This is a genomic window from Streptomyces sp. NPDC051738, from assembly GCF_044453205.1.
GTDB lineage: Bacteria > Actinomycetota > Actinomycetes > Streptomycetales > Streptomycetaceae > Streptomyces.
The window spans coordinates 183,790-207,417 of the sequence record NZ_JBITCM010000001.1 but is presented as its reverse complement, the minus strand read 5'-3'; the positions used below and the strand labels follow the sequence as shown (position 1 = coordinate 207,417).

10 protein-coding genes and 1 pseudogene are annotated in these 23,628 nt (G+C 72.9%); 3 read left to right on the top strand and 8 right to left on the bottom strand.

Annotated elements, in window-relative coordinates:
- Positions 1-233: 233 nt before the first annotated feature.
- Together ACIA8X_RS00830 and ACIA8X_RS00825 are read left to right on the top strand one after the other, a co-directional pair.
- Positions 234-506 (top strand): hypothetical protein, encoded by a 273-nt coding sequence (locus ACIA8X_RS00830; RefSeq protein WP_393449451.1) that lies wholly within the window; start codon positions 234-236, stop codon positions 504-506.
- A gap of 527 nt (positions 507-1,033) precedes the next feature.
- Complete coding sequence (locus ACIA8X_RS00825; protein ID WP_393449448.1) at positions 1,034-3,331, top strand: BTAD domain-containing putative transcriptional regulator; 2,298 nt, start codon at positions 1,034-1,036, stop codon at positions 3,329-3,331.
- Here the strand turns inward: ACIA8X_RS00825 and ACIA8X_RS00820 are convergent.
- From ACIA8X_RS00820 to ACIA8X_RS00810, 3 genes are all read right to left on the bottom strand, one after another.
- A complete protein-coding gene (locus ACIA8X_RS00820) occupies positions 3,308-4,495 on the bottom strand; it encodes a cytochrome P450 (protein ID WP_393449445.1) in 1,188 nt (395 codons plus the stop codon). The two genes, ACIA8X_RS00825 and ACIA8X_RS00820, sit on opposite strands and share 24 nt — an antisense overlap.
- A 181-nt stretch (positions 4,496-4,676) precedes the next feature.
- Complete coding sequence (locus ACIA8X_RS00815) at positions 4,677-6,212, bottom strand: flavin monoamine oxidase family protein (protein ID WP_393449442.1); 1,536 nt, start codon at positions 6,210-6,212, stop codon at positions 4,677-4,679.
- A 247-nt stretch (positions 6,213-6,459) separates the two neighbouring features.
- Positions 6,460-7,353, bottom strand: coding sequence for an NAD(P)-dependent oxidoreductase (locus ACIA8X_RS00810; RefSeq protein WP_393449439.1), 894 nt, complete (start codon positions 7,351-7,353; stop codon positions 6,460-6,462).
- A gap of 152 nt (positions 7,354-7,505) precedes the next feature.
- Between ACIA8X_RS00810 and ACIA8X_RS00805 the strand changes: the two genes are divergently transcribed.
- Entirely contained in the window at positions 7,506-8,525 is a 1,020-nt protein-coding gene (locus ACIA8X_RS00805; RefSeq protein WP_399457480.1) for a helix-turn-helix domain-containing protein, read from the top strand.
- 45 nt (positions 8,526-8,570) lie between these two features.
- Here ACIA8X_RS00805 and ACIA8X_RS00800 read toward each other — a convergent pair whose 3' ends face one another.
- From ACIA8X_RS00800 to ACIA8X_RS00780, 5 genes and pseudogenes are all read right to left on the bottom strand, one after another.
- Positions 8,571-8,999 (bottom strand): YybH family protein, encoded by a 429-nt coding sequence (locus ACIA8X_RS00800; RefSeq protein WP_393449433.1) that lies wholly within the window; start codon positions 8,997-8,999, stop codon positions 8,571-8,573.
- Between the two features lie 175 nt (positions 9,000-9,174).
- Complete coding sequence (locus ACIA8X_RS00795; RefSeq protein WP_393449430.1) at positions 9,175-10,011, bottom strand: NAD(P)H-binding protein; 837 nt, start codon at positions 10,009-10,011, stop codon at positions 9,175-9,177.
- An 87-nt stretch (positions 10,012-10,098) separates the two neighbouring features.
- Entirely contained in the window at positions 10,099-11,445 is a 1,347-nt protein-coding gene (locus ACIA8X_RS00790) for an NAD(P)/FAD-dependent oxidoreductase (RefSeq protein ID WP_393449427.1), read from the bottom strand.
- A gap of 53 nt (positions 11,446-11,498) precedes the next feature.
- Positions 11,499-17,981: a thioester reductase domain-containing protein gene (locus ACIA8X_RS00785; RefSeq protein WP_399457479.1), complete on the bottom strand. Its 6,483-nt coding sequence runs from the start codon at positions 17,979-17,981 to the stop codon at positions 11,499-11,501.
- Positions 17,982-18,065: 84 nt separating this feature from the next.
- A pseudogene (locus ACIA8X_RS00780) lies at positions 18,066-23,627 on the bottom strand (SDR family NAD(P)-dependent oxidoreductase); the annotation flags it as partial.
- Between the last annotated feature and the right edge of the window lies 1 nt (position 23,628).

Here is a 23,628-nt window from a genome sequence, read left to right as displayed (position 1 = left end):
GCGGGGGTGCGACGATGCGGGTGAATGCAGGTGAGCCAACGACGGAACGTCTGGTTTCGATGCTTCCCACTGGCGAAGAGCGCGCTTGCTGGTACTGACAGCGGAGCGGAGTGCGAACTGGTCTGTTTCCCGCACGGGTGGCTCCGCCTCCCACTGGCAGCCCCTGGCCGTGGCACTCGCCCCGACCGTGGCCGTGGCGGCCGTGCAGTGCCCGGGACGGCTCGACCGGTTGCGTGAGGCGGGACGGAACCGGGGTCGGCCGTTGGGCGACGCCGAACTGGTCCGGCGGATATGCGGGCTGGGCGGCACGGGCTCCCTGGTCCTCGACGACCCGGAACTGCTGGGGCTGGCTGGTCCTGCCTGTGCTGCGCGGCGACTACCGGGCCCTCACCTCCTCCGAGGACACCTCCGGCCGGCCGCTGTCCTGTCTCGTGGACGCCCTGGTCGCCCTGGCCGCCGGCGACCGCGCCCGGAGGCGACCTGTTCCGTGGACTGCTGCCGGCTGACCGGGGCGGCCACCCTCGGCCCGGTGGGCGGACCGCCACCGGCAGGGGCGGACGGCCCCGGCCGGCCTCTGTCAGGGGCCTCCGGCTGTGCGAAGCCTGTGAGCCGCCTGGATCCGGCCATAAAACGGCCCGCTGCCTGAGAAAACTTGACCGGAAGACAAGGCTCGTGTGTCACTTGAGGACAGATATTCGTGATCGACTCGGTGGGTCGACTTGCGGAGACGGGGGACACGGGGGTGGCACGGTTGACACCTGGGTATGCCCGTGCAAGGGGACCTCGAAGGCGATCGCTTGCAAGAACTTGAGGAATCTTGTAATGGGGGAAAGCGATGCGGTTTCGAATGCTGGGCCCATTAGAGGTCGTTTGCAGCGACCAGTTGGTTGGACTGGGCGGAACGAGACAGCGCGCGACACTCGGGTTTCTGTTGCTGAACGCCAACCGGGTGGTGGCGAGTAGCCAGTTGATAGAGGCGTTGTGGCCGGTCGGTAAAGCGCCCCGGTCGGCCCGGAAAATACTGCAGAACTCCGTGTGGAGACTGCGCAGGGCGCTCTCCCCGGACGAGCGCGACGCCGGCTGTGTGGAGCTGTTGAGCCAGGCCCCGGGCTACATGCTGCGGGTCGCGCCCGACCGGACGGACCTTCACAACTTCCGGGGACTGGTTGAAAAGGGCCGCGCGGAACTGGCGGCGGGATCGCCGGAGAACGCTTCCCTGCTGCTGCGCGACGCACTGGCCCTGTGGCGGGGACCGGTGTTGGCGGATCTGGTGGAGACCGGAATTGACTGGCCCGAGCTGACTTCTGTCAGGAACGCCCGGCTGGACGCTCTGGAGGACTATTTCGAGGCCGAGTTGGCGTGCGGTCATCATCACCGCATCCTCGGCGAGTTGGAGAAAGCGGTTGCGACCGAGCCGCTGCGGGAACGGTTGCTCGGACAACTCATGCTGGCGCTCTACCGATCGGGGCGACAGGCGGATGCCTTGGACGTATATCACGGCGCCCGCACCGAAATGGTGGAAAAACTCGGACTCGAACCGGGCCACGCCCTCAAGGCATTGCAGCAGGCCATTCTCGTCCATGACCAGGCACTGGTCCCGGTCGGCGTCCGGCAGCAGATCGAGCTGCTCATGACGGGCGCCCCCCGGGACCGCGCGGAGCCGGCCTTCGAGGGCGTACCGGGCGGCTTGGACGCCGTACCCGCGCAGCCGGAGACGCCCGCCGCACCTGCCGAACCCCGCGACCGCCGGGACGACAAGGGCACGGGCCCCGAGGAGCCGGCCACCCGGCCGCCGACCGTCGAACCGTCGGCCACGGCGGCGCCCGTGCCGCCGGTACTGCGGACCATGGTGGCCGAGCGCAAGGACGTCAGCGTCCTCATCGTGCGCGCCCAGCTCAGCCCGGAGGACGGCGACAGCGACCCCGAGCGGATAGACGAGGCCGCCGAGAACGCGGCCACGGTCATCCGCGAGGAGGTCGAGTGCCTCGGCGGTACGGTCACGGCCTCGATCGGCCCGATCTGGCTCGCCCTGTTCGGGGTGCCCCGCACCGGCGAGGACGACGCCGAGCGGGCGGTGCACGCGGCGATGACGATCCGCGACCGCCTCGGTGTCGCGGCGCCCCACGCCGGACCGGCCACGGCTGCCGCGCCCGGGGTCTCCGTCCAGGCGGCGGTCGCCACCGGAGAGGCGCTCGTCCGCTACCAGCCCGATCGCGGCGAGGTCCCGCCGTCGGTCAACGGCGCTCTCCTCGACGAGTGCCACACCCTGCTGTCCCTCACCCCCGCCGGGGAGATCCGGGTCTGCGACGACACCCGCCGCGCCACCGAGTTCGCGGTCACCTACCACCGCGGCGACTCCTCGCCAGGCTGGCAGGTCGGGGGCTTCCGCCAGGAGTACGTAGCCCTGCACGCCGTACCCGTGATCGACCGCGAGTACGACCTGGACGTGCTGCGCGGCCTGCTCCAGCGCACCCGGCACCAGGCGACGCCCCATCTGGTGACGGTGCTGGGGGAGCCAGGCATCGGCAAGACCCGATTCATCATGGAGTTCGAGCGGCGGGTCGCGGCCAACCCGGAGGCCGTACGGCTGCTGGTGGTGCGCAACCGACCCGTCATCGGCGAGGAGCCGCTGGAAGTCCTGTACGACCTGGTGGCGTCCTGCTGTGGGATCCTGCGGGGCGACTCGGCCGAGACGACACGGGCCAAGCTCACCGCCACCGTTGAGCGGCTGGTCGAGACCGAGGAGGAGCGGCAGTGGATGCTGACGTGTCTGCACCCGCTCCTCGACGCCGAGGTCTGCGCGAGCACCCGGGTCGCGGTCGGCGAGGCCCTGGCCGCGTCGCGGCAGCTGCTCGCGGAGATCGCGGGGCAGGGTCCGCTCGTGGTGGTCTTCGAGGATCTGCACTGGGCCGACGGCGTTCTGGTGGACTTCGTCGAGGACCTCGTGCTGTCGGTGGGCTCACTGCCGCTGCTGGTGATCGTCACCGCCCGGCCGGAGCTGCTCAAACGGCGCCCGACGTGGGGCAGCGGTATCCGGCACGGACTCACGCTCACCCTGGAGCCGATCTCCGACGCGGCCATCGACCGGCTGCTGGTGTTCCTGATGTCCACCACGGCCGGCGGTCTGAACACCTCCGCCGGGGGACTGCTGGAGGCGCTGCTGGAGGGGGCGGGTGACGATCCGGCCGCCCGTCGCGCCCAGTTGCGCCGCATCCTGGCGTCCGGCTCGGCCTCCCTCAGGGACGAGCGGTGCGGCCCCGGCGCGGGCGGCCCGCAGACCGCCGCGCCGGATCTGTGTCTGCCGAGGTCAGCCGGACACTCGTACCGGTAGCCGAGTGGGCGAGATCAGCTGCCTGGGGTTCTCGAACTCCAGGAAGCCGGTCTCGTCCACCGCGATGTCCCGGTAACGGTCCATCAGGATGTTCAGGGCGATCTTCGCCTCGAGACGGGCCAGCGGCGCGCCGAGGCAGAAGTGGATGCCCTGCCCGAACACCAGGTGGCTGTTGGTGCGGTGGATGTCGAACCGGTCGGGGTCGGGGAACCGGGAGCCGTCCCGGTTCGCGGCCCCGATCCACGGCGTCACGAGCGACCCGGCGGGGATCGTGTGACCGCCCAGTTCGGTGTCGGCGGTGGTGATCCGGGCCAGCCTCGGGAACGGTGGCCGCAGCCGCAGCACCTCCTCCAGCGCGCCCGGCAGCAGCGAGCGGTCCGCGCGCACCGCGGCCCCGACCTCCGGGTGCCGGTCGAAGAGGAGGACGGCGTTGCCGATGAGGGCCATCGTGGTGGCGTGCCCGGCGAACATGGTCAGACCGGTCACCCCGACGATCTCACCGTCGTCCAGGTACTTGCCGTCGACCTTCGCACCCGCGAGCCTGCTGAGCACATCGTCGGTGGGATTCTTGCGCAGCCGCCGTACGTGCTCCAGCAGATACGCGTTCATCTCCCGCACCGCCGGGGCGACTTCGTTCTCCAAATGCTCCGGGGGGACGGTCGCGGCGTCCACGGTGCCGAGGGCCTCGCCCCACACCCGGAACAGCGGCTCGTCCTCGACCGGCAGGCCCAGCAGCTCCAGGATCACATTGATGGGCAGGGCGTAGGCCAGCGAGTCGATCAGGTCGAAGCGGTCGGCGCCGTCCACCCCGTCGAGCAGGGCGTTGGTGATCTTCTCGATCCGGGGCGTCAGCCCGGTCACGGCCCGCGCGGTGAACACGGAGCTGATCACCGAGCGGAGCTGGCGGTGCCGGGGCGGGTCCGTCGTCACCAGATTGCCCATGTCGAAGAAGTCGAGATCGGGCTGCGGCGGATTGAACGCGCGGGCGGTGTCCGAGGAGAAGGTGGTCGTGTCGGCGAGGATCCGGGAGATGTCGGCGTAACCGAACACCTGCCATCCCTTTTCCGGGTCCCGGTACACCGGGTGGGTGTCGAGCATCGAACGGAACCAGGCGAACAGCGACTCCGCCGGATCCTTTGCGAGAGTATCCGAAGTTATGCTCATGATCCTGACCTTATCCTCGCGTTTCTCGGCCCACGGCGAATTCCGCGGGCATAAAAGGAATGCGTGAGAGATCTGAAACCGGCAGCGGACCGAAGTCCGCTGCCGGTGCTGCGGCGCCCGTTTCCGAAGACCGCCCGTAGACCGTCGGCAGATCAGGGGGAGACCGGGCCGGGGGTGCGGGTCAGAACGCCGACATGGAGCGGTACAGCCGGCGGTCGACCTGCGGGGCCCGCAGGGCCGCCGCGCTCGTCAGGCGCTTGATCTCGGCGGCGGTCAGCAGCTTGCCGCCGGCCGCGCGGATGCCCGACTCGACGGCGCCATCCATGTAGCCGCTCCAGCCGTCGGCGATGTCGCCGCCGGCGAACTTGACGCGGCCGTGCGGCTTTTGGATGTCGCGGTGCAGCCGGGTCAGCTGGAACGGCTGGCGGAAGGCGCCGACACCCAGCGCGAACTCGTCCGCGTGCCAGTCGTGGGCTGTGTAGCTGAGCAGCTTGGCGTCCGGGAGGATGTCCTTCACCGCCGCCTCGACCTGCTTGCGGTCCCGTACGTCGAAGGTGTCCTTCACACTGAAGGCCACCACCGGCTGGCCCACGTCGAAGCGGCCCATGATGCAGATCGGGTGCCCCTCCGGGGCCTCCGCGACGAAGCGGTCGGCGGGCTGCTTCAGGTCCAGCCACAGCTTCTTCTCGTGCGGCACGCCGATGCCCGCGGTGGAGGCCGAGCGGTGCGCCTCCGGCAGCCCCGGGGTGAACTTGATCGTCTTCCACACGTTGACCGGTACGGCCATGATGACCTCGGGGGCGACGAACTTCTCTCCGGCGCGGGTGACGACGCGGACCCGGCTGCCGTCCTGCTCGACCGAGGCCACCGGGGAGTTCAGGCGCAGCGTGGGCGCCGCCTCCGCCAGGATGGCCTTGAGCAGGGAGACCGTGCCGTCCTTCGGACGGTAGGTGTTGACGCCGTGGAAGCCGTCGAAGCTCCAGCCGGACAGCGCCCACCACTGGGTGAGGTGGGTCAGCGCGCCGCGCTTGCTGGAGCCGCCGTACAGCGAGGTCGTGCTGGTGAGCCGGATCTCTTCCTCAGGTGCGTACTTCAGCTGGTCGAGCCGGTCGCGCAGGGAGAACCCGTCGTGCTTGCGCACCAGGTCCTCGCGGTAGAGCGGCTCGTAGGGGCGCTCGAAGTACTCCCGGTTGCCGTCCTCGAAGAACGGGAGGAACAGCTCCTTCTGGCGGGCGTAGGCCTCGGCCGGGTCGTACTCCTGGAACCCGTCCAGGGTGGGCAGGATGCTTCGCTCGACCCCCGCGTCGGCGACGATCGGGACCTTGTAGCGGTTCAGCTCCCGCCACACGTACGGCTGGAGCGGGTCGACCCAGGCGCCGCCGCGCTCGATCTGCTGCCCCTGGTAGGTGTCGGTCCAGGTCCGTCCGCCGATGCGGTTGCGTGCCTCCAGCAGGAGGACGCGCTTGCCCTGGGCCTTCAGTTCGCGCGCGGCGGTGACCCCGGCGAGGCCGGCGCCGACGACGATGACGTCGAAGTCCTGCTTCAGCTCCGCCGCCGCGGCCGGCCGCGCAACGGCCGCGCCCGCCGCGGTGACGAGCGTGGTGGCCCCGGCCGCCTTCAACAGGGTGCGCCGCGGCAGCCGCGACGCGTTCCGGCCGGTACCGGACGTCGCCTTCTCGTTGGCCGATATCGCGCCGTGCTCGTTGGGTGTACTCACATTTCTCCTCGATGTGTCGCCGGCATGAATGCCGGGCACTCCCCCGGATCTTCGGACTGTGTCCGGAAAACGCTGCCAAACGTAGTCGAGCAGCGGCGATTTTCGGTCTTCCCCTGGTAATTCCGTTTGGCGGACGACAGGGGGTTGTCGGGGATTGAAATGTGAGAATTAAGTGCAGGTGGAATGCAAAAAGCCTCCGGGGTACGGCTGGTGGGCCGTACCCCGGAGGCCGGGTGGAACGAGTCCGTCAGGCGGAGGGCTTGCGGAACTGCTCGATCAGGGCCGCGTAGCCGCTGTCGGCGTGGCCGTCGGCCGCCGCGCGGTCGACGAGCGCCTTGAAGAAGCGGGGCAGTTCGGCGTTGATGCCGAGGGTCTCGCTCTCCTCGGCGAGGTGCTCCAGCGCGTCCTGGTGGACCGTCATGGTGGCGTCGCCCGCGGGGTACTTGCCCTCGTCGATCTGCGGGGCGTACGCGCTCACGTACTCGGTCACCACGTTGATCATCGTGTTGGCCAGCGGGGCGAAGGTGGTGGCCTTCACGTTGGCGGTGCCCAGCAGGGCGGCTCCCTGGAGGAAGCCGTTGAGGATGCCCCACATGATGCCCAGCAGCGACATGTCGTAGAGCGCGGACAGCCCGTGGTCGGTGTCCAGGTACGTGGTGCCCGCGGCGCCCAGTGCGCGCAGCGTCGCCTCGTGCTCGTCGAACGCCGCCTTCGGGCCGCTGTACAGCAGCACGGCGGCGTCGGTGGCGATGTCCGGCGGGATCGCCATGATGGCGCCGTCGAGGTAGGTGGTCTCCACACCCGCCGCCCACTCGGCGGTCTCGCGGGCCTGCGTCGAGGTGCCCGTCGTCAGGTTCACCACGACCTTGCCCTTGAGCGAGCCGGCCAGCGGGTCGAGCAGCTCGCGTACGGCGGTGTAGTCCGTGACGCAGACGACGACCAGCGGGCTCGCCGCGACCGCGTCCGCGACCGAACCGGCGCGGGTGGCGCCCTCGGTGACGAGCTGGTCGGCCTTGGCGGCCGTGCGGTTCCACACGGTGGTGGGGTGCCCCGCCTTGAGGAAAGCAGCGGCTAATGCCTGGCCCATCAGACCCAGGCCGATGACCGAGACCGGAGCCTGGGCTGCGTTGGTGTTCGACATTGCGTACTCCCGTTCCAATTCACACTGTGGTTTGCATGGTTTGCATCTCGGCGATGGTCAACCCGCTGCCCGCAAGCCTCGCACCGCGGTGCGGGGGCAGACAGTGGCAGAAGTGCCGACCTTCGCAAAATTCCTGCCGTAGGCTTGGTGGTATGAATCCTGGGTCTGTCGCCATCGCTCTGGTCAACGACACGGACATGCAGATGTGCGAGGTCTACGAGACGGCCATCGCCTACGCGGTCTTCGGCGATCCCCAGCCGGATCTCGCCGACCCCTGGTACGACCTGCGGGTGTGCTCGGTGACCCCGACCTCGACCGCGGGCCCGGCACGGGGGTTCTCCGTGCGCACCACCCACGGCGTGGAGGACCTCGTCACCGCCGGCACCGTGATCGTGCCCTCGGTGCCGGACGCCGTCGTCAACCGGGGGGAGTCCCTCCCGGCCGAGTTCGTCGACGCGCTGCGCCACGCCTACGAGGCCGGCGCCCGCATGGTGTCCCTCTGTACCGGGGCGTTCGCACTCGCGGAGGCCGGGCTCCTGAACGGCCGCCGGGCCGCCGCGCACTGGCTGAACACGGCCGACCTGGCCAAGCGTTACCCCGAGGTGGAGGTGGACGACTCGGTCCTCTACGTGGACGAGGGCCGGGTCCTGACCAGCGCCGGTATGACGGCCGGACTCGACCTGTGCCTGCACATCGTGCGCCATGACCTCGGCGCCCATGTCGCCAACCAGCTCGCCCGCCGGCTGGTGGTCTCCGGTCACCGGCCGGGCGGCCAGGCCCAGTTCGTGGACCTCTCCGTCCCGGTCACCGACGACGACAGCCTCGCCCCCGTCATGGACTGGGCCGCACGTCACCTCGATCAGCCCCTCACCGTCGACGGCATGGCCAAGCAGGCCGGGCTGAGCACCCGGACCTTCTTCCGGCGCCTCCAGGCCGCCACCGGGATGACCCCGCTCAAGTGGTTGCTCAACCAGCGCCTCGCGCACGCGCAGACCCTGCTGGAGACCACCGACCTGCCGATCGAGCGGGTCAGCGAGTTCAGTGGCCTGGGGACGGCGGCCAATCTGCGCCGCCACTTCACCTTGCACGTCGGGGTGACGCCCACGGACTACCGCCAGTCCTTCGGGGCGGCCCCGGCCCGCCGCAACGCCCTCGCCGGCGGGCGCCGTTGATCCCACGGGGGCCCGGACGCCCATCGCGCCCGGGCCCGGCGGGGGCTACGCCCCGGCGGCCTCTTCGGCGGTGCGGGGACCGCTGACGCCGTAGGGGTTGTCGACGACGTAACGCCAGTTGCCGTCCTCGCCGCGCTGGAGGACGTCCACCGCGACACCCTCCAGATGCTCCGGCTTGCCGTCGGCGTCCTTGGTCTCCATCGACCACTCGACGATCAGCATCGCCGTGTCACCGGTCACGAGGGTCTGGAGCACCTGCGCGTCCACGGTCGGGCCGTAGGACATGAACTCCTTGACGCGGTCTCGACGGGCCTGGCCCGTCAGCGGCACACCCGGGTCCCAGACGCCGACGGCGTCCTCGGTGTACATCGAGTTGACGGCGTCCGCGTCACCGGAGTTGAACGCCTCGCCGAACATCTCCTGATGCGTCTCGATGTCGCTCGACAAATACTTGTCGTACTTTCCGTTGGTCATGGATGAGCCGCTCCATTCATTCCCCCGCGAGGGAGTCGGACGAGAGTTGACAGATGGACATCGGGCGGATTGGGCATCGCGCCGCGCATTTCGACCCGTTGAACGCTACTGGCCGCCCGGAACGACCGGGCCACACCTCGGTAACCACCCCTGACCAGCGGTGGAGAGTCGGCGGTTACCGTGCCGAGACCGCGTCCCAATCCGTCTCGGCCGCGTATACGCGGAAGTCACGCGGCTCCTTTCCGAGAGCCCGCCGCACACCGTCGGAGAGATAAGCCGTCCGGCCGTCACGAATGGTGTCGAAGAGCTCGTTCATGAAATCCGCGAAATCCCGTGCGTAGCCCCGCCCGACGAGATGCCGGGCGTATTCCTCGCGGTCCACCACGACCGGGCGGATCTTCCGGCCGGCCGCCTCGGCGATCAGGTCGACGCACTCGACGAACGTCATCAGCCGCGGCCCCGACAGGACGTACAGCTCGCCCGCGTGCCCCTCCTCGGTGAGCGCGGCCACGGCGACGGCCGCGATGTCCTCGGCGTCGATGAACGGCTCCACGCCCTGACCGTCCGGCAGGATCACCTCGCCGCTGGCGACGTCCGGCGCCAACAGCCGGTCCTCGCTGAAGTTCTGCGAGAACCACGTGGGCCGCAGGATCGTCCACTGGGCCCCCGACTCGCGCACCGCCCGCTCGGCGGCGAACCGGCCCTCGTCGTGCGCCCACTGCTCCAGCGTCCGCGCGGACAGGAAGACCAGCCGCCCGACACCCCGCCGGGTGGCGAACGAGGCGAAATCGGCGAGGAGTTCCGCCGCGTGGGGACCCTGCTCGTCCACCACGTACACCGCCTCGACGCCCTCGACGGCCGCCGCCCATGTCTCCTTGTCCCGCCAGTCGAACCGCTGGGCACCCGAGCGGGACGCCACCCTGGCCGTACGCCCGCGTTCGGCGAGCTGCCGGGCCACACGGCGGCCCGTCTTGCCCGTACCGCCGAGTACCAGAACGGGAGTGTCGTTCATGTCACCTGCCATCAGAGAGAAGCCATCAGAGAGAAGCCGTCACGGAGAGGCTGTCGGGGAGGTCCGGGGAAAGCCGGAGGCGAAGGGTCAGTGGGGCTCGGCCACCAGTGGGGCGTCCGGGGACGCCGCGCGGATGGCCGACTGGATCTCCGGGGCGACGAGCGCCTCCGGCGGGTCGACCAGGAAGACCACGCGGGCGTACGCGGTCAGCAGCGAGTGGTCGCGGGTGGCCGCCTCCAGGAGCATCCCCACGTACGCCTGCTCCTCCCGCCACTCCTCGGTGCGCTCGCCCTCGACGCCCGGGAAGGCGAGGTCGGCGCCGGTCGTCATCGACCACACCGCGTCCACCGCCCCCTCCGCGAGGTCGGCGAAGTACTCCTCGGCACGCGGCGCGCCCGGCCGGGACACATGGTCGCGGAGCACCATGGCACCGAGGGCGGCGACCGTCATGCCCTGCCCGTACACCGGGTTGAAGCTGCACACCGCGTCGCCGAGGACGAGCAGCCCGGCCGGGAACGAGGTCATCAGCTCGTAGCGGCGGCGCAGGTTCGCCGGGAAGCGGTACGCCACCGGGTCGCCCAGCGGCTCGTGGTCCTTCACCGTGTCGTAGATGTCCGTCCCCGACAGTGACTTCAGGAACGCGAGGAACCCCTCCGAGTCATGGGGCGGGTAGTCGCCGAGGAAGCCGTACGCCGTCACCACCGTGCGGCCGCCCTCGATGGTGGCGCAGATCGCGCCGCGCCCGGTCTCCGGCGAGGCCACCACGTCGATGGAGATGTCGTCGCCCATCAGCTCGGGCGGCAGCCGGAAGTACTGCGTGGTGTAACCGACCCCGATCCGCTGCTGGTCCTCCTCCACCTCCGGGAAACCCAGCTCCGCCAGCCACGCCGGGGTGCGGGAGCGTCGCCCGGTGGCGTCCACCACCAGATCCGCGGCCAGCTCGCGCGCCCGGCCGCCCTCCACCACCGACACCCCGACGACCGTCCGCCGGTCCTCCGACGTCAGCAGCCCGGTGATGTCGTGCCGGTGCAGGAACGACACGTTCGGCAACGCCCGCACCCGGGTCCGTACCCGCTGCTCCAGGTGCGGCCGGCTCATCGACAGCAGCAGCATGTCCGAGTGGGGCCGCGGCATCCGCTGCCCCTCCATGACCCAGCGCACATTCCCGGTGACGTCACCGGTCACCGCGCCGGTGGAGATCAGCTCGTCGGTGATGCCGGGCAGCAGCTCCTCGATGATGTGCCGGCCACGCGCCAGCAGGGCGTGGACGTGGTTGCCCTGCGGCACGCCCTTGCGCGGCAGGTCGTCGTCCCTCAGCTCGTCCCGGTCCACCACGACGACCTCGTCGTACGTGTCCGCCAGCACACGCGCCGCCAGCAGCCCGGCCATGCTCGCGCCCAGCACGATCGCGCGGTCCCGCTCAGCTGTCCCCACGGTTGTCGCTCCTCACTGTGTAGAAATCCGAAGCCGCGCGAAGGGGGCGCGGCTCATGCGCCGGCCGCCGGCACCAGGTGGGCGCCGGCCTTCGGGAAGTAGCCGGTGCGCTCGAAGAACCGCACGTACGTCTCGAACAGCTCGCGCCCGATCTCCGGGCACTCGATGCCGGTGCCGGCCAGCGCCCGCTCCGTCTCCGACACGTCCAGCGGCGGGTAGGTCGCGCGGCCGTCGCCCGCCATGAGGGCCTCGAAGGCGTCGAGCAGCGGCACCAGCGCGTTGTCGCGGTCGGCCCGCACCCGCTCCCGCCAGCTGTCCCAGTCCAGGACCGGCAACTCGTAGCCGTACGACCGGAGATGGCCGACGAAGTCGGCGAAGGCCTGGTCCTGCTCGTTGAACAGGTGGAACGTGCCGCCCGCGGCCTCCTCCCGCGTCGCGAGGGCGGTGATCGTCCCGCTGACGTAGTCCACCGGCACCATGTGGAAGGACCCGGCGAGCCGGTCCGGCACCGCGCCCACCTGAAGCAGGCCCTTCAGGCTCAGCCAGACGAAGTCCTTCGTCTGGCAGGCACCGGCCTGCTGGTCGCCGCAGACCACGTCCACCCGGTACATCGCGACCGGCAGCCCGCGCTCCCGCGCGCTCCCGATGACCTGCTCGGCGACCCACTTGCTCTGCAGATACCCGTTCCACAGCTCCTCGGCGGGGCCCGTCGGGTCGGTCACCTTCGCCGGGACGCCCTCGGCGCCGGGCGCCGGCGCCGGGAAGACACCGCTCGTGGAGACGTGGTGCACGGGCACGGTGCGGTGCCGGGCGGCCAGCCGCAGCACCTCCCGCGTCCCGTCCACGTTGGACCGCCGCAGCTCGGTGTACGGCCGCAGCCAGCTCACCGTGGCGCCCGCGTGGTAGACGACGTCGACGAAGCGCGCCAGATCGTCGAACTCGTCCTCCGTCAGCCCCAGCCGGGGCGCGGAGAGGTCGCCGACGACCACGGAGATCCGGTCCGGGTCCATCTCGTCGAGGACCTCGTACCACTCCAGGTTCGCTCGCAGCCGCCGTTCGGCGTCGGCCTGGTCGGCGCCGCGCACCAGGCAGTGCACACGGGCCCGCGTCGAGCGCATCAGGTCGCGCAGGAGGAACGCCCCGAGGAACCCGGTCGCGCCGGTGAGCAGGATCTCGCGGGGGTCGACGCAGACCCGGCTGATCTCGTCGGCCGGCCGCACGTCGTCGTCGAGCCACACCTCCGCCGCGAAGTCCACGGCGGCGGTGGCGGGGGCGGCTTCGGGGGCGGTCGTGAGCAGTTCGGCGCACAGGTGCTTCGTCAGCGCGGCCGGGGTGGGGTGCTCGAAGACCACGGAGGCGGAGAGTCGCAGTCCCGTCCCGGCGCCGAGCCGGTTGCGCAGCTCCACCGAGGTCAGCGAGTCGAAGCCGAGTTCGGTGAAGAGCCGGTCGGCGCCGATCGCGGACGCGTCGCCGTGCCCGAGCACCAGGGCGACCTCGCCGCGCACGAACTCCGCCACGACCTCCCGCTGCCGCTCCTCCGGCAACCCGTCGAGGCGCTGCGCCAGCGACCGCGTGCCCGCGGCGTCGTCCCGGGCGGACGGGCGGGCCGGTGTCCGCGCCAGACCGGCGAGGACGATCGGGACCTGGGCGGGGCGGGCGCGCAGGGCGGCCACGTCGAGGGGGGTGGCCACGAGCGCCGGTCGGCCCAGCCGCAGTGCGGCGTCGAGGAGACCCGGGCCGTGCTCCTCGGTCACCGGCAGCAGACCGGTCCGGGCGATCCGCTTCAGGTCGGCCTCGCTGAGGGCGCCGCCCATGCCGCCCGACGCGTCCCACAGGCCCCACGCCAGCGAGGTCGCGGGCAGTCCGCTCGCGGCGCGGTGCTCGGCGAGCGCGTCGAGGAAGGTGTTCGCGGCGGCGTAGTTGGCCTGGCCGGAACCGCCCACGAGACCCGCCACCGACGAGAACAGCACGAACGCCGACAGATCATGATCGAGCGTCAGCTCGTGCAGGTTCCACGCCGCGTCCACCTTGGGGCGCAGCACGGCCGCCAGTCGTTCGGGGGTCAGGGCCGCGATCATCCCGTCGTCGTTCACCCCGGCTGTGTGCACGACCCCGGTGAGCGGATGCTCCGCCGGGACGGTCGCGAGGAGGGCGCCGAGGGCCTCCCGGTCCGCCAGGTCGCACGCCGTGATCATCACCTTGGCGCCCAGCTCGGCCAGCTCGTCGGCGAGTTGGTCCGCACCGGGGGCCGCAGGGCCGCTCCGGCTGACCAGCAGCAGCCGGGACACCCCGTGCTCCTGGACGAGGTGCCGCGCGAAGAGGGCGCCCAGCGCGCCCGTACCGCCGGTGATCAGGACCGTGCCGTCGCGCCGCCAGGGCGTGGGCGCCGGCTCGTCAGCGGCCGGCGCCAGGCGGGCCACACGCGGGACCAACACCGTGCCGCCGCGTACCGCGACCTGGGGTTCGCCGGAGGCGACGATCGAGGGCAGGGCCTCCGCCGACGCCGGGTCGTCGTCCAGGTCGACCAGCAGGAACCGGCCGGGCATCTCCGACTGGGCCGAGCGCAGCAGACCCCACACCGGGGCGGCGACCAGGTCGGACACCCCGGCCCCCCGGTCGGCGCCCCGGCCGGTGGCGACCGCGCCCCGGGTCACCACGACCAGCGGGGTGTCGGCTGACCGCTCGTCCGACGGCCACGACCGGACGAGGGCCAGCGCCCGCTGTGTCGCCTCCTGCGCCCGCGCCGCCACATCACCGCCCGGCGCGAACACGAACGGGGCGAGCAGCGCGTCGAACGGGACCGGCGAGTCCAGCGCCGCGTCCACATCGGCGAACCTGCGGACCTCCGTGAACCCGAGGTCCCCGCTGCCCGTCTCCAGCACGGCCAGCGCGGCGCGGTCCCGGCCCTTGGGAACGACCGGGTTCCAGGCGACCCGGAACAGCGAGTCCAGCGGACGCGACCGGGCAACGGCGACCTCGGCCGCGTCGACCGGGCGGGTGACGGCCGAGGCGATCGACGCGACCGGCCGCCCGGACGGGTCGGCGAGCCGTACCGCCCAGCCGCCCTCCGCACCGGGGGTCAGCCGTACTCGCAGCGCGGCGGCGCCGACCGCGTGCAGCCGGGCCCCGCGTACCTCCGCGACGACCCCGCCCCGTCCAGCCGCGAGCAGCGTGCCGTGCAGGGCGGCCTCCAGCAGCGCCGGGTGCAGCCCGTACCCGGCGACGTCCGTGTCCTCGTCCAGCGCGACCTCGGCGAACAGCTCCCCGTCGCGGTGCCACACCGCCGAGACACCCGGGTACACCGGCCGCTCCCCCTCGGCCGCGCCCAGGGCCTCCGCGCCCGCCGGCGGCCACGCCCCCAGCTCGAACGGGGTCTCCCGGCCGGCGGGACTCAGGGTCCCCGAGGCGGCGACGGTCCACGCCGGGTGGTCCTCGTCGGCGCCCGTGTGGACGGTGAAGGCGCGGGTGCCCGTGGCGTCCGGCGCGCCCACGGTCAACTGGACACGGACACGGGAGCGTTCGGGGAGAACGATCGGGCCGCGTACGGTCAGCTCGTGCACGGTCGTGCAGCCGACCTCGTCGGCCGCGCGGACCACCACGTCCAGCAGTGCGGAGACGGGGAGTACGACCTCGCCGTGCCGGGTGTGCGAGGCGAGCCACGGGGCCGAGTGGGCGGTGAGCCGGGCGGTGAGGACCAGCTCGTCGCGGCCGGCGATCTCTACGGCAGCGTCCACCAGCGGATGGCCGGCCGCGCCCCCGGAACGCCCGGATGCCTCGGCGGGGCCGGATTCCAGCCAGTACCGCTTCCGCTGGAACGCGTAGCTCGGCAGGTCCACCCGCCGCCGCGGCCCGGCCGGGGCGAAGAAGGCCGACCAGTCCACAGGCACGCCCGCGCTCCACAGCCGCCCCAGCGCCGTCACCGCGGCCATGGGCTCGGACGGGCCGGACCGTACGGCGGCCACGGAGGTCACGGCACCGACGCCGGACACACAGTCGTCGACCATCGCCGTGAGCACCCCGGCCGGGCCCAGCTCCAGGGTGGTGGTCACCTGCCGCTCGGCGAGCGTGCGGACCGCGTCCACGAAGCGGACCGGCTGCCGTACCTGCTGGATCCAGTAGTCGGGCGAACGCAGTTCCGCCTCGGTGGCGATGCGGCCGGTGACCGTGGACACCAGGGGGATCTCCGGCGCGTTCAGGGTCACGCCCCGCACGACCCGGCCGAACTCCTCCAGCATCGGCTCCATCAGGGGGGAGTGGAACGCGTGGCTGACCACCAGCCGCTTGGTCGCGCGGCCCCAGGAGCGGACCGTGGACGTGATCCCGGCGACCGCCTCCTCGTCGCCGGACACCACCGTGGACGACGGGCCGTTGAGCGCCGCGACGCCCACGCGTCCGCCGGCTCCGGCGAGGAGCGGCTCGACCTCTTCGGCCGTGGCCTGCAGCGCCACCATCGCCCCGCCCCTCGGCAGGCCCTGCATCAGCCGGCCCCGGGCGGCCACCACGGCCGCCGCGTCCGCGAGGGTGAGGACGCCCGCCACGTGCGCGGCGGCCAGCTCGCCGATCGAGTGCCCGGCGAGCAGGTCGGGTCGTACGCCCCAGGACGCGAACAGCCGGAACAGCGCGACCTCGACGGCGAACAGCGCGGGCTGCGCGTAACCCGTCTCGTCGAGCCGGTCGCCCGACGCGATCACCTCGCGCAGCGGCCGGTCCAGCAGCGGGTCGAGGTGCGCGCACACCTCGTCGAAGGCTCCGGCGAACGCCGGGAACGCGGCGTGCAGTTCGAGGCCCATCGCGGCGCGCTGGGCACCCTGCCCCGTGAACAGGAAGCCCAGCCTGCCCGTGCCGGTCGCGCCGCGCGGCAGGGCCGGGGCCACCGCGTCCGGAGTGAACGCGCTCAGCGCGGCGAGGAGTCCGGCGCGATCGGTGCCCACCACCACGGCCCGGTGCTCCAGCCCGGCCCGCGTGGTGGCCAGCGCGTGCGCCACGTCCTCGGCCGACACCTCGGGATGCCGCTCGACGAACTCGGCCAGCCGCTCCGCCTGCGCCCGCACGGCATCGGCCGTCCGCGCGGACAGGGTCAAGGGGATGGCGGGGAGGGGGACCGGGGGAGCGGGGGCGCCGGCGTCCGACGCCGTGTCCGCCGGTGCCTCCGTCGGCTCGGGGGCCTGCTCGATGATCACGTGGGCGTTGGTGCCGCTCACCCCGAACGCGGAGACGGCGGCGCGGCGCGGGCGGCCCGTGTGCGGCCAGGGGCGCTCCTCGGTCAGCAGTTCCACCGCGCCGTCGGACCAGTCGACCAGTGGTGTCGGCCGGTCGACGTGCAGGGTCCTGGGCAGCACCCCGTGCCGTAGCGCCTGGACCATCTTGATGACGCCGCCCACCCCGGCCGCGGCGACCGCGTGCCCGATGTTGGACTTCAGCGACCCCAGGTACAGCGGGCGCTCCGCCGGGTGGGCCGCGCCGTACGTGCCCAGCAGGGCCTGCGCCTCGATGGGGTCGCCCAGCCGGGTGCCGGTCCCGTGCGCCTCGACCGCGTCCACGTCGGCCGCGTCCAGCCGTGCCTCGGCGAGCGCCTGGCGGATGATCCGCTCCTGGGAGGGGCCGCTGGGTGCGGTGAGCCCGTTGGAGGCGCCGTCCTGGTTGACGGCGGTGGCCCGCAGCACGGCCAGGACGCGATGTCCGTTGCGTACGGCGTCGGAGAGCCGTTCCACGAGGAGCAGCCCCACGCCCTCCGACCAGGTGGTCCCGTCGGCGGCGGCCGCGAACGACTTGCACCGGCCGTCGGCGGCGAGGCCCCGCTGCCGGGAGAAGTCGACGAACCCGCCCGGCGTACCACTGATCGTCACCCCGCCCGCCAGCGCGAGCGCCGACTCCCCGCTGCGCACGGACTGCGCCGCGAGATGCAGGGCGACCAGCGACGACGAGCAGGCCGTGTCCACCGTGACGGCGGGACCCTCGAACCCGAACGAGTACGAGACCCGGCCGGAGACCACACTGCTGAGCTTGCCGGTCATCAGATAGCCCTCGAACTCCTCGGGCCCTTCCAGACCGAGGTACGTCTGGTCCACCGCGCCGACGAAGACACCCACGTTGGACGTCTTCAGCCCCGTCGGGTCGATGCCCGCCTGCTCGAAGGTCTCCCAGGCGGTCTCCAGCAGCACCCGCTGCTGCGGGTCCATCGACAGCGCCTCACGCGGGGAGATCCCGAAGAACGCGGCGTCGAAGTCGGCCGCGCCGTCCAGGAACCCGCCCTCGCGGGTGTACGACGTGCCGGGCGTGTCCGGGTCGGCGTCGTACAGCCCCTCCAGGTCCCAGCCCCGGTCGGCGGGGAACTCCGAGATGGCGTCCCGGCCTTCGGAGACCAGCCGCCACAGATCGTCGGCCGAGGCCACCCCGCCGGGGTAGCGGCAGGCCATGCCGACGATCGCGACCGGCTCCAGCCGTCCGGACTCCAGCTCGGCGATGCGGCCGCGTGCCTTCCGCAGGTCGGCCGTGACCCATTTCAGGTAGTCGGCCAGCTTCTTCTCATCCGCCATGGGACAACTCACATCTTCTCGGGGACGGCAGTGACAGCGGTGCGGACACCGGGGGCGTGCGGGACGACGGTTCGGCGCGGGGCATCAGCTGCCCGCGCGGCCGAGCTCGTTGTCGATGAAGTCGAGGAGCTCGTCGGTCGAGGCCGACTCCAGCGGGTCCGCCGGGCCGGTGTCGCCGGGCGTGCCGCCCCAGGCGTCCATCCAGCGCGACAGGATCGTCTGCAACCGGACGGTGACGGCGGCGCGTTCGTCCGCGTCGGCGGTACCGGCGTTCTCGGTGTCGCCGGCCGTCGAGAGGATCTCCTCCAGCTTGTCGAGCTCGGCGAGGAGCGGGGATCGCTCGGCGGGCTCCTCCCCGGACTCGAGCCCGGCGAGCAGAAACGCGGTGAGGGCCGCCGGGGTCGGATGGTCGAACACCACGGTCGCCGGCAGTCGGATGCCGATGACCGCGCCCAGCCGGTTGCGCAGCTGCACAGCGGTGAGCGAGTCGAACCCCAGCTCCTGGAAGGGCCGTTGGGTCTCGACGGCGGCCGGGTCGCGGAAGCCCAGCACGACGGCCACCTCGCCGCGCACCAGGTCCAGCACGAACTCCCGCCGCTCGCCCGCGTCCATCCCGGCGAGCCGCTCCGCGAGGGGCACGCCCCCCTCGGCGCCGGTCCGCTCCGGGCGGCGGTCGGCCACCGGCACCAGGGCCCGCAGCAGCGGCGGAACCGGGCCGCCGGAGGCCCGCACGGCCGCGAGGTCGAACGGCACGGCCGTGAGCGCCGGGTGACGTACCGTCAGCGCGGCGTCGAAAAGTGCCAGTCCCCCGGCCGTGCTCGTCGGTACGAAGCCGTCGCGGGCGAAACGGGACCGGTCGGCCGGGGTCAGCCCCGCGTTGATCCCGCCCTCGACCTCCCACAGCCCCCAGGCCGGCGAACTCGCCGGCAGGCCCTCGGCGCGGCGCCGCTCGGCCAGCGCGTCCAGGAAGGCCCCGGCCGCCGCGTAGTTGGCCTGGCCCGGACCGCCGAACACGCCCACGACCGAGGAGAACAGCACGAACGCCGTCAGCTCGTCCTCATGGGTCAGCTCGTGCAGATGCCACGCGGCGTCCGCCTTCGGGCCCAGCACCGCATCCAGCTGATCGGACGTCAGCGCCGTCAGCAGATCGTTGTCCAGGACCCCGGCCGCGTGCACGACCCCGGTCAGCGCGTGCTCGGCCGGTATCTCGGAGAGCAGCGCCTTGAGCGCGTCACGGTCGGCGACATCGCACGCGGCGATCCGCACCTCGGCCCCGAGTCCGGTGAGCTCGGCACGCAACTCCTCGGCCCCCGGCGCCCGTTCGCCCCGGCGGGAGGCCAGCAGCAGCCGCCGGACCCCGTGCTCGACGACGAGGTGCCGGGCCACCGCGGCGCCGAGCGCCCCCGTGCCGCCGGTGACGAGGACCGTGCCGTCCGGGCGCCAGCGGGGGGCCGTGCCGTCGACCGTGTCGGCCCGGGCGACCCGGTGCAGCCGGGGCACCAGGAGCCGGCCGTCGCGTACGGCGGCCTGCGGTTCGTCCGTGGCGAGCAGGGCGGCCAGGAGTGCCGGAGGGACGTGCCCGGCGTCCGCGCCCGTGCCGGGGGAGTCCACGAGGACGATCCGGTCCGGGTTCTCCGACTGCGCCGAGCGCACCAGGCCCCGGACCGCCGCCGCGTCGAGGTGCGGCACCTCGCCGGCCGTGGCGGCCACCGCGCCCCTGGTGACCAGCACCAGCCGGGTCGCGGCCAGCCGCTCGTCGGCCAGCCAGGCCCGCAGCAGGGCCAGCGCCCTCCCGGTCGCCGAGTGCACACCGTCCACGACCTCGGTGTCGTTGCCGGCCGCCGGGAGATGGACGAGGAGGGCGTCGACCGCCGTACCGGACTCGACCGCACGGCCGAGCGCGGCCAGGTCCTCGTGGTAGGGGACGCCGGACTCGCCGTCGTACGCCCGGTGTGCCGCGTACGACACATCGGGCTCCTCGTCCGGCAGGCGCCCGAGGGCCGCCCAGACGACCGGCCGGCCCGACCCGCGGGGGGTGAGCGGCGTCCAGGTGACGTGGTGCAGGGCCCGCAGCGGGCCGGGGCCGCCGATGAGTTCCGACGGCTCGGGGGAGCGGCGGACGACGGAGTCGACGGTGGCGACGGGCGCCCCGTCCGCGCCGGTCAGCACGACGGACACGGCCCCCTCCGCCGCGGCGGCCTCCCCTGCACTCTCCCCGGCCGGGGCGAGCAGGGCCCGTACGGCCGTCGCGCCGGGGGCGTGCAGCCGCACCCCGCGCCAGCGGACCGCGAACGGCTCGCCCCCGTCCACCGCGAGCGCGGCCTCCAGCAGCGCCGGGTGCAGGACGTGACGGCCGGCGTCGGTGGCGTACTCCTCCGGGAGCCGCACCTCGACGCCGTCGGCGCTCCCCGCGAGGCCGGCGGCCTCGCCGTCCTCGGCGCGCAGGGTCCCGGAGGCCAGCTCCGCCCACTCCCCGGCGTCGGGGTCCGGCAGGGCGTGCACGGTGACGGGGCGCAGGCCCGAGTCGTCCGGTGCGCCGACCCGCACCTGGAGCGGGACCTCACCGGTGTCGGGGACGGAGAGCGGGGCCCGCACGGCCAGTTCGTCCACCACCGGGCAGCTCACCTCGGCGCCCGCCCGGACGACCGCGTCGACCAGGGCCGCCGACGGCAGCACGGCGGTGCCGGACACGGTGTGCCCGGACAGCCACGGCTGGGCGGCCGCCGCGATCCGGCCGGTGAACAGCACCTCGTCGGCGCCGGCCACCGTGACCGCCGTACCCAGCAGGGGGTGGTCCGAGGGGCCGGGGCCTGTCGCGTACGTGGGCGCCGACTGCTCCAGCCAGTACCGCTCGCGCTGGAACGGGTACGTCGGCAGCTCGACGGGGCGCACCGGCAGGCCCTCGAACACCACCGGCCAGTTCACCGGGACCCCGGCCACGAACGCCTCGCCCAGCGCGGCCAGCACCCTGTCGGGCCCGCCCTGGTCGCGGCGCAGCGAGCCGACGCCGGTGACGGCCGTGCCCACGGCGTCGGCGGTCTCCTCGATGCTGTGCAGCAGCACCGGATGCGGGCTGCACTCGACGAAGACACCGTGGCCGCCGTCCAGCAGGGTCCGCGTGGTCGGCTCGAACAGCACGCTCTGCCGCAGGTTGGTGTACCAGTACGTGGCGTCCAGACCGGTGGTGTCGAACAGGCCACCGGTGACAGTGGAGTAGAACGGCACCTCGGAGGGGCGGGCCTCGATGCCGGCCAGGTCGGCCAGCAGCCGCTCACGGATCGACTCGACGTGCGCGCAATGCGAGGCGTAGTCCACCGGGAGGCGTTTGGCGCGGCCGCCGTCGGCCACGACCGTCTCGCGCAGTTCGTCGAGGGCGTCGGCGTCACCGGAGAGCACCACGGACGCGGCGCCGTTGACGGCGGCCACCGCGACCCGGCCGCCGTAGCCGTCGATCAGTTCGCGCACGCGGGGTTCGGGCAGCGCGACCGACATCATGCCGCCCCGGCCGGAGAGGTCCTCGGCGATGGCGCGGGCACGCAGAGCCACGACCCGGGCGCCGTCGGCCAGGGACAGCGCGCCGGCCACGCACGCGGCGGCGATCTCCCCCTGGGAGTGGCCGATCACGGCGGCGGGCCGCACCCCGTGGGAACGCCACACCGCCGCGAGCGACACCATGATCGCCCACAGCGTCGGCTGGACCACGTCCACCCGCTCCAGCGGCCGGCGGGCCCGTACGGTCTCGATCAGATCCCAGTCGGTGACCGGTGCCAGCGCCGCCCCGCAGTCGGCCATGGCTGCCGCGAACACCGGTGAGGCGTCCAGCAGTTCGGCCGCCATACCGGCCCACTGGGACCCCTGCCCGGGAAACACGAACGCCACCCGTGACGCCCCCGCACGACCACCGCGCACCACGTTCGGAGCCCCGTGCCCGTCGGCGAGCGCGGCCAGCCCGGCGGTCAGCGCGTCGAGATCGGCACCGACGACCACGGCCCGGTCGTCCAATCCGGCCCGCGTGGTGGCCAGGGCGTGGGCGATGTCGGCGACGGCGGTGGGGCTGCCGTCGGAGACCCGAGCGGTCTCGCCGACGGCCAGGAGGTCGAGCAACTGCCGGGCCCGCGCGGCGAGAGCGCGCTCGCCCTTGCCGGACAGGACCAGCGGCAGTGGGCGGCCGGGCCAGGCGGAGTCCTCGCCTTCGGCGGGATGCCGTGGAGCCCACGCGGGGCATCCCTCGCCCTTCCCGGCGGTGACCTCACCGGCCCCACCGTCGGCCCCCTCATCGGCCTCCGTCGTCGTGTCCTGCGTCGCCTCCTCCACGATCACGTGGGCGTTCGTGCCGCTGAAGCCGAACGACGAGACGGCGGCGCGGCGGGGGCGTCCGGTGTCCGGCCAGGCGCGGGGCTCGGTGAGGAGGGCGAGCGCCCCCGTGTCCCAGTCGATGTGGGGGGAGGGCTCGTCGGCGTGCAGGGTCCTCGGCAGGACCCCGTGGCGGATCGCCTCGACCACCTTGATGATGCCGCCGACGCCGGCCGCGGCCTGCGCGTGTCCGATGTTGGACTTGAGCGAGCCCAGCCAGAGCGGCCGGTCGGCGGGCCGGTCCTTGCCGTACGTGGCGAGCAGGGCCCGCGCCTCGATCGGGTCGCCGAGCGTCGTCCCCGTACCGTGCGCCTCGACCGCGTCTACGTCGGCCGGTGACAGCCCCGCGCTGCTGAGCGCCTGACGGATCACCCGTTCCTGGGCGGGACCGTTGGGTGCGGTCAGCCCGTTGCTGGCACCGTCCTGGTTGATCGCCGATCCCTTGATCACGGCCAGCACGGGGCGGCCCTCGCGCCGTGCGTCCGAGAGCCGGGCGAGCAGCAGGAGACCTGCGCCCTCCGCCCAGCCGGTGCCGTCGGCGGACGCCGCGAAGGACCGGCACCGGCCGTCGGGCGACAGCCCGCGCAGCCGAGAGAACTCCACGAACGAGGTGGGCGTCGACATCACCGTCACTCCGCCGGCCAGCGCCAGATCGGCCTCGCCCCGGCGCAGCGCTGTCGCCGCGAGATGCAGGGCGACCAGCGAGGACGAGCACGCCGTGTCGACGGTGACCGCCGGCCCCTCCAGCCCGAAGGTGTAGGCGAGCCGGCCCGAGGCGACACTGCCCGCGCTGCCGCCGTACAGGTAGCCCTCGAACTCCTCGGCCGGCAGATGGGGCCGCGAACCGTAGTCGTTGTACATCGCCCCGACGAACACTCCGGTACGGCTGCCCCGCACCGACTCCGGCACGATCCGCGCCCGCTCGAACGCCTCCCACGCGGTCTCCAGGAGCAGCCGCTGCTGCGGGTCGGTGGCCAGCGCCTCGCGGGGCGACATCCCGAAGAACTCCGGGTCGAACAGGTCCGCGTCGTGCAGGAACCCGCCGTACCGCGTGTACGACTTGCCGACCGCCTCCGGGTCGGGGTCGTAGAGGTCGTCGACGTCCCAGCCACGGCCCTCGGGGAAGGGCGACACCGCGTCGACACCGTCGGCGACGATCTGCCACAGCTGCTCCGGGGAGCGCACGCCGCCGGGGTAGCGGCACGCCATCCCGATGATCGCGATGGGCTCCTGCTCCCGCTCCTCCACCTCGCGCAGCCGCTTGCGGCTCGCGCGGGCGTCGGCGACCGCACGC

What these genes read in the sequence shown, in the direction of transcription:
- ACIA8X_RS00795 (WP_393449430.1), bottom strand. Translation starts at nt 10,011, where the DNA reads ATGAACGACACTCCCGTTCTGGTACTCGGCGGTACGGGCAAGACGGGC.
- ACIA8X_RS00820 (WP_393449445.1), bottom strand. Translation starts at nt 4,495, where the DNA reads ATGAGCATAACTTCGGATACTCTCGCAAAGGATCCGGCGGAGTCGCTG.
- ACIA8X_RS00805 (WP_399457480.1), top strand. Translation starts at nt 7,506, where the DNA reads ATGAATCCTGGGTCTGTCGCCATCGCTCTGGTCAACGACACGGACATG.
- ACIA8X_RS00810 (WP_393449439.1), bottom strand. Translation starts at nt 7,353, where the DNA reads ATGTCGAACACCAACGCAGCCCAGGCTCCGGTCTCGGTCATCGGCCTG.
- ACIA8X_RS00800 (WP_393449433.1), bottom strand. Translation starts at nt 8,999, where the DNA reads ATGACCAACGGAAAGTACGACAAGTATTTGTCGAGCGACATCGAGACG.
- ACIA8X_RS00785 (WP_399457479.1), bottom strand. Translation starts at nt 17,981, where the DNA reads ATGGCGGATGAGAAGAAGCTGGCCGACTACCTGAAATGGGTCACGGCC.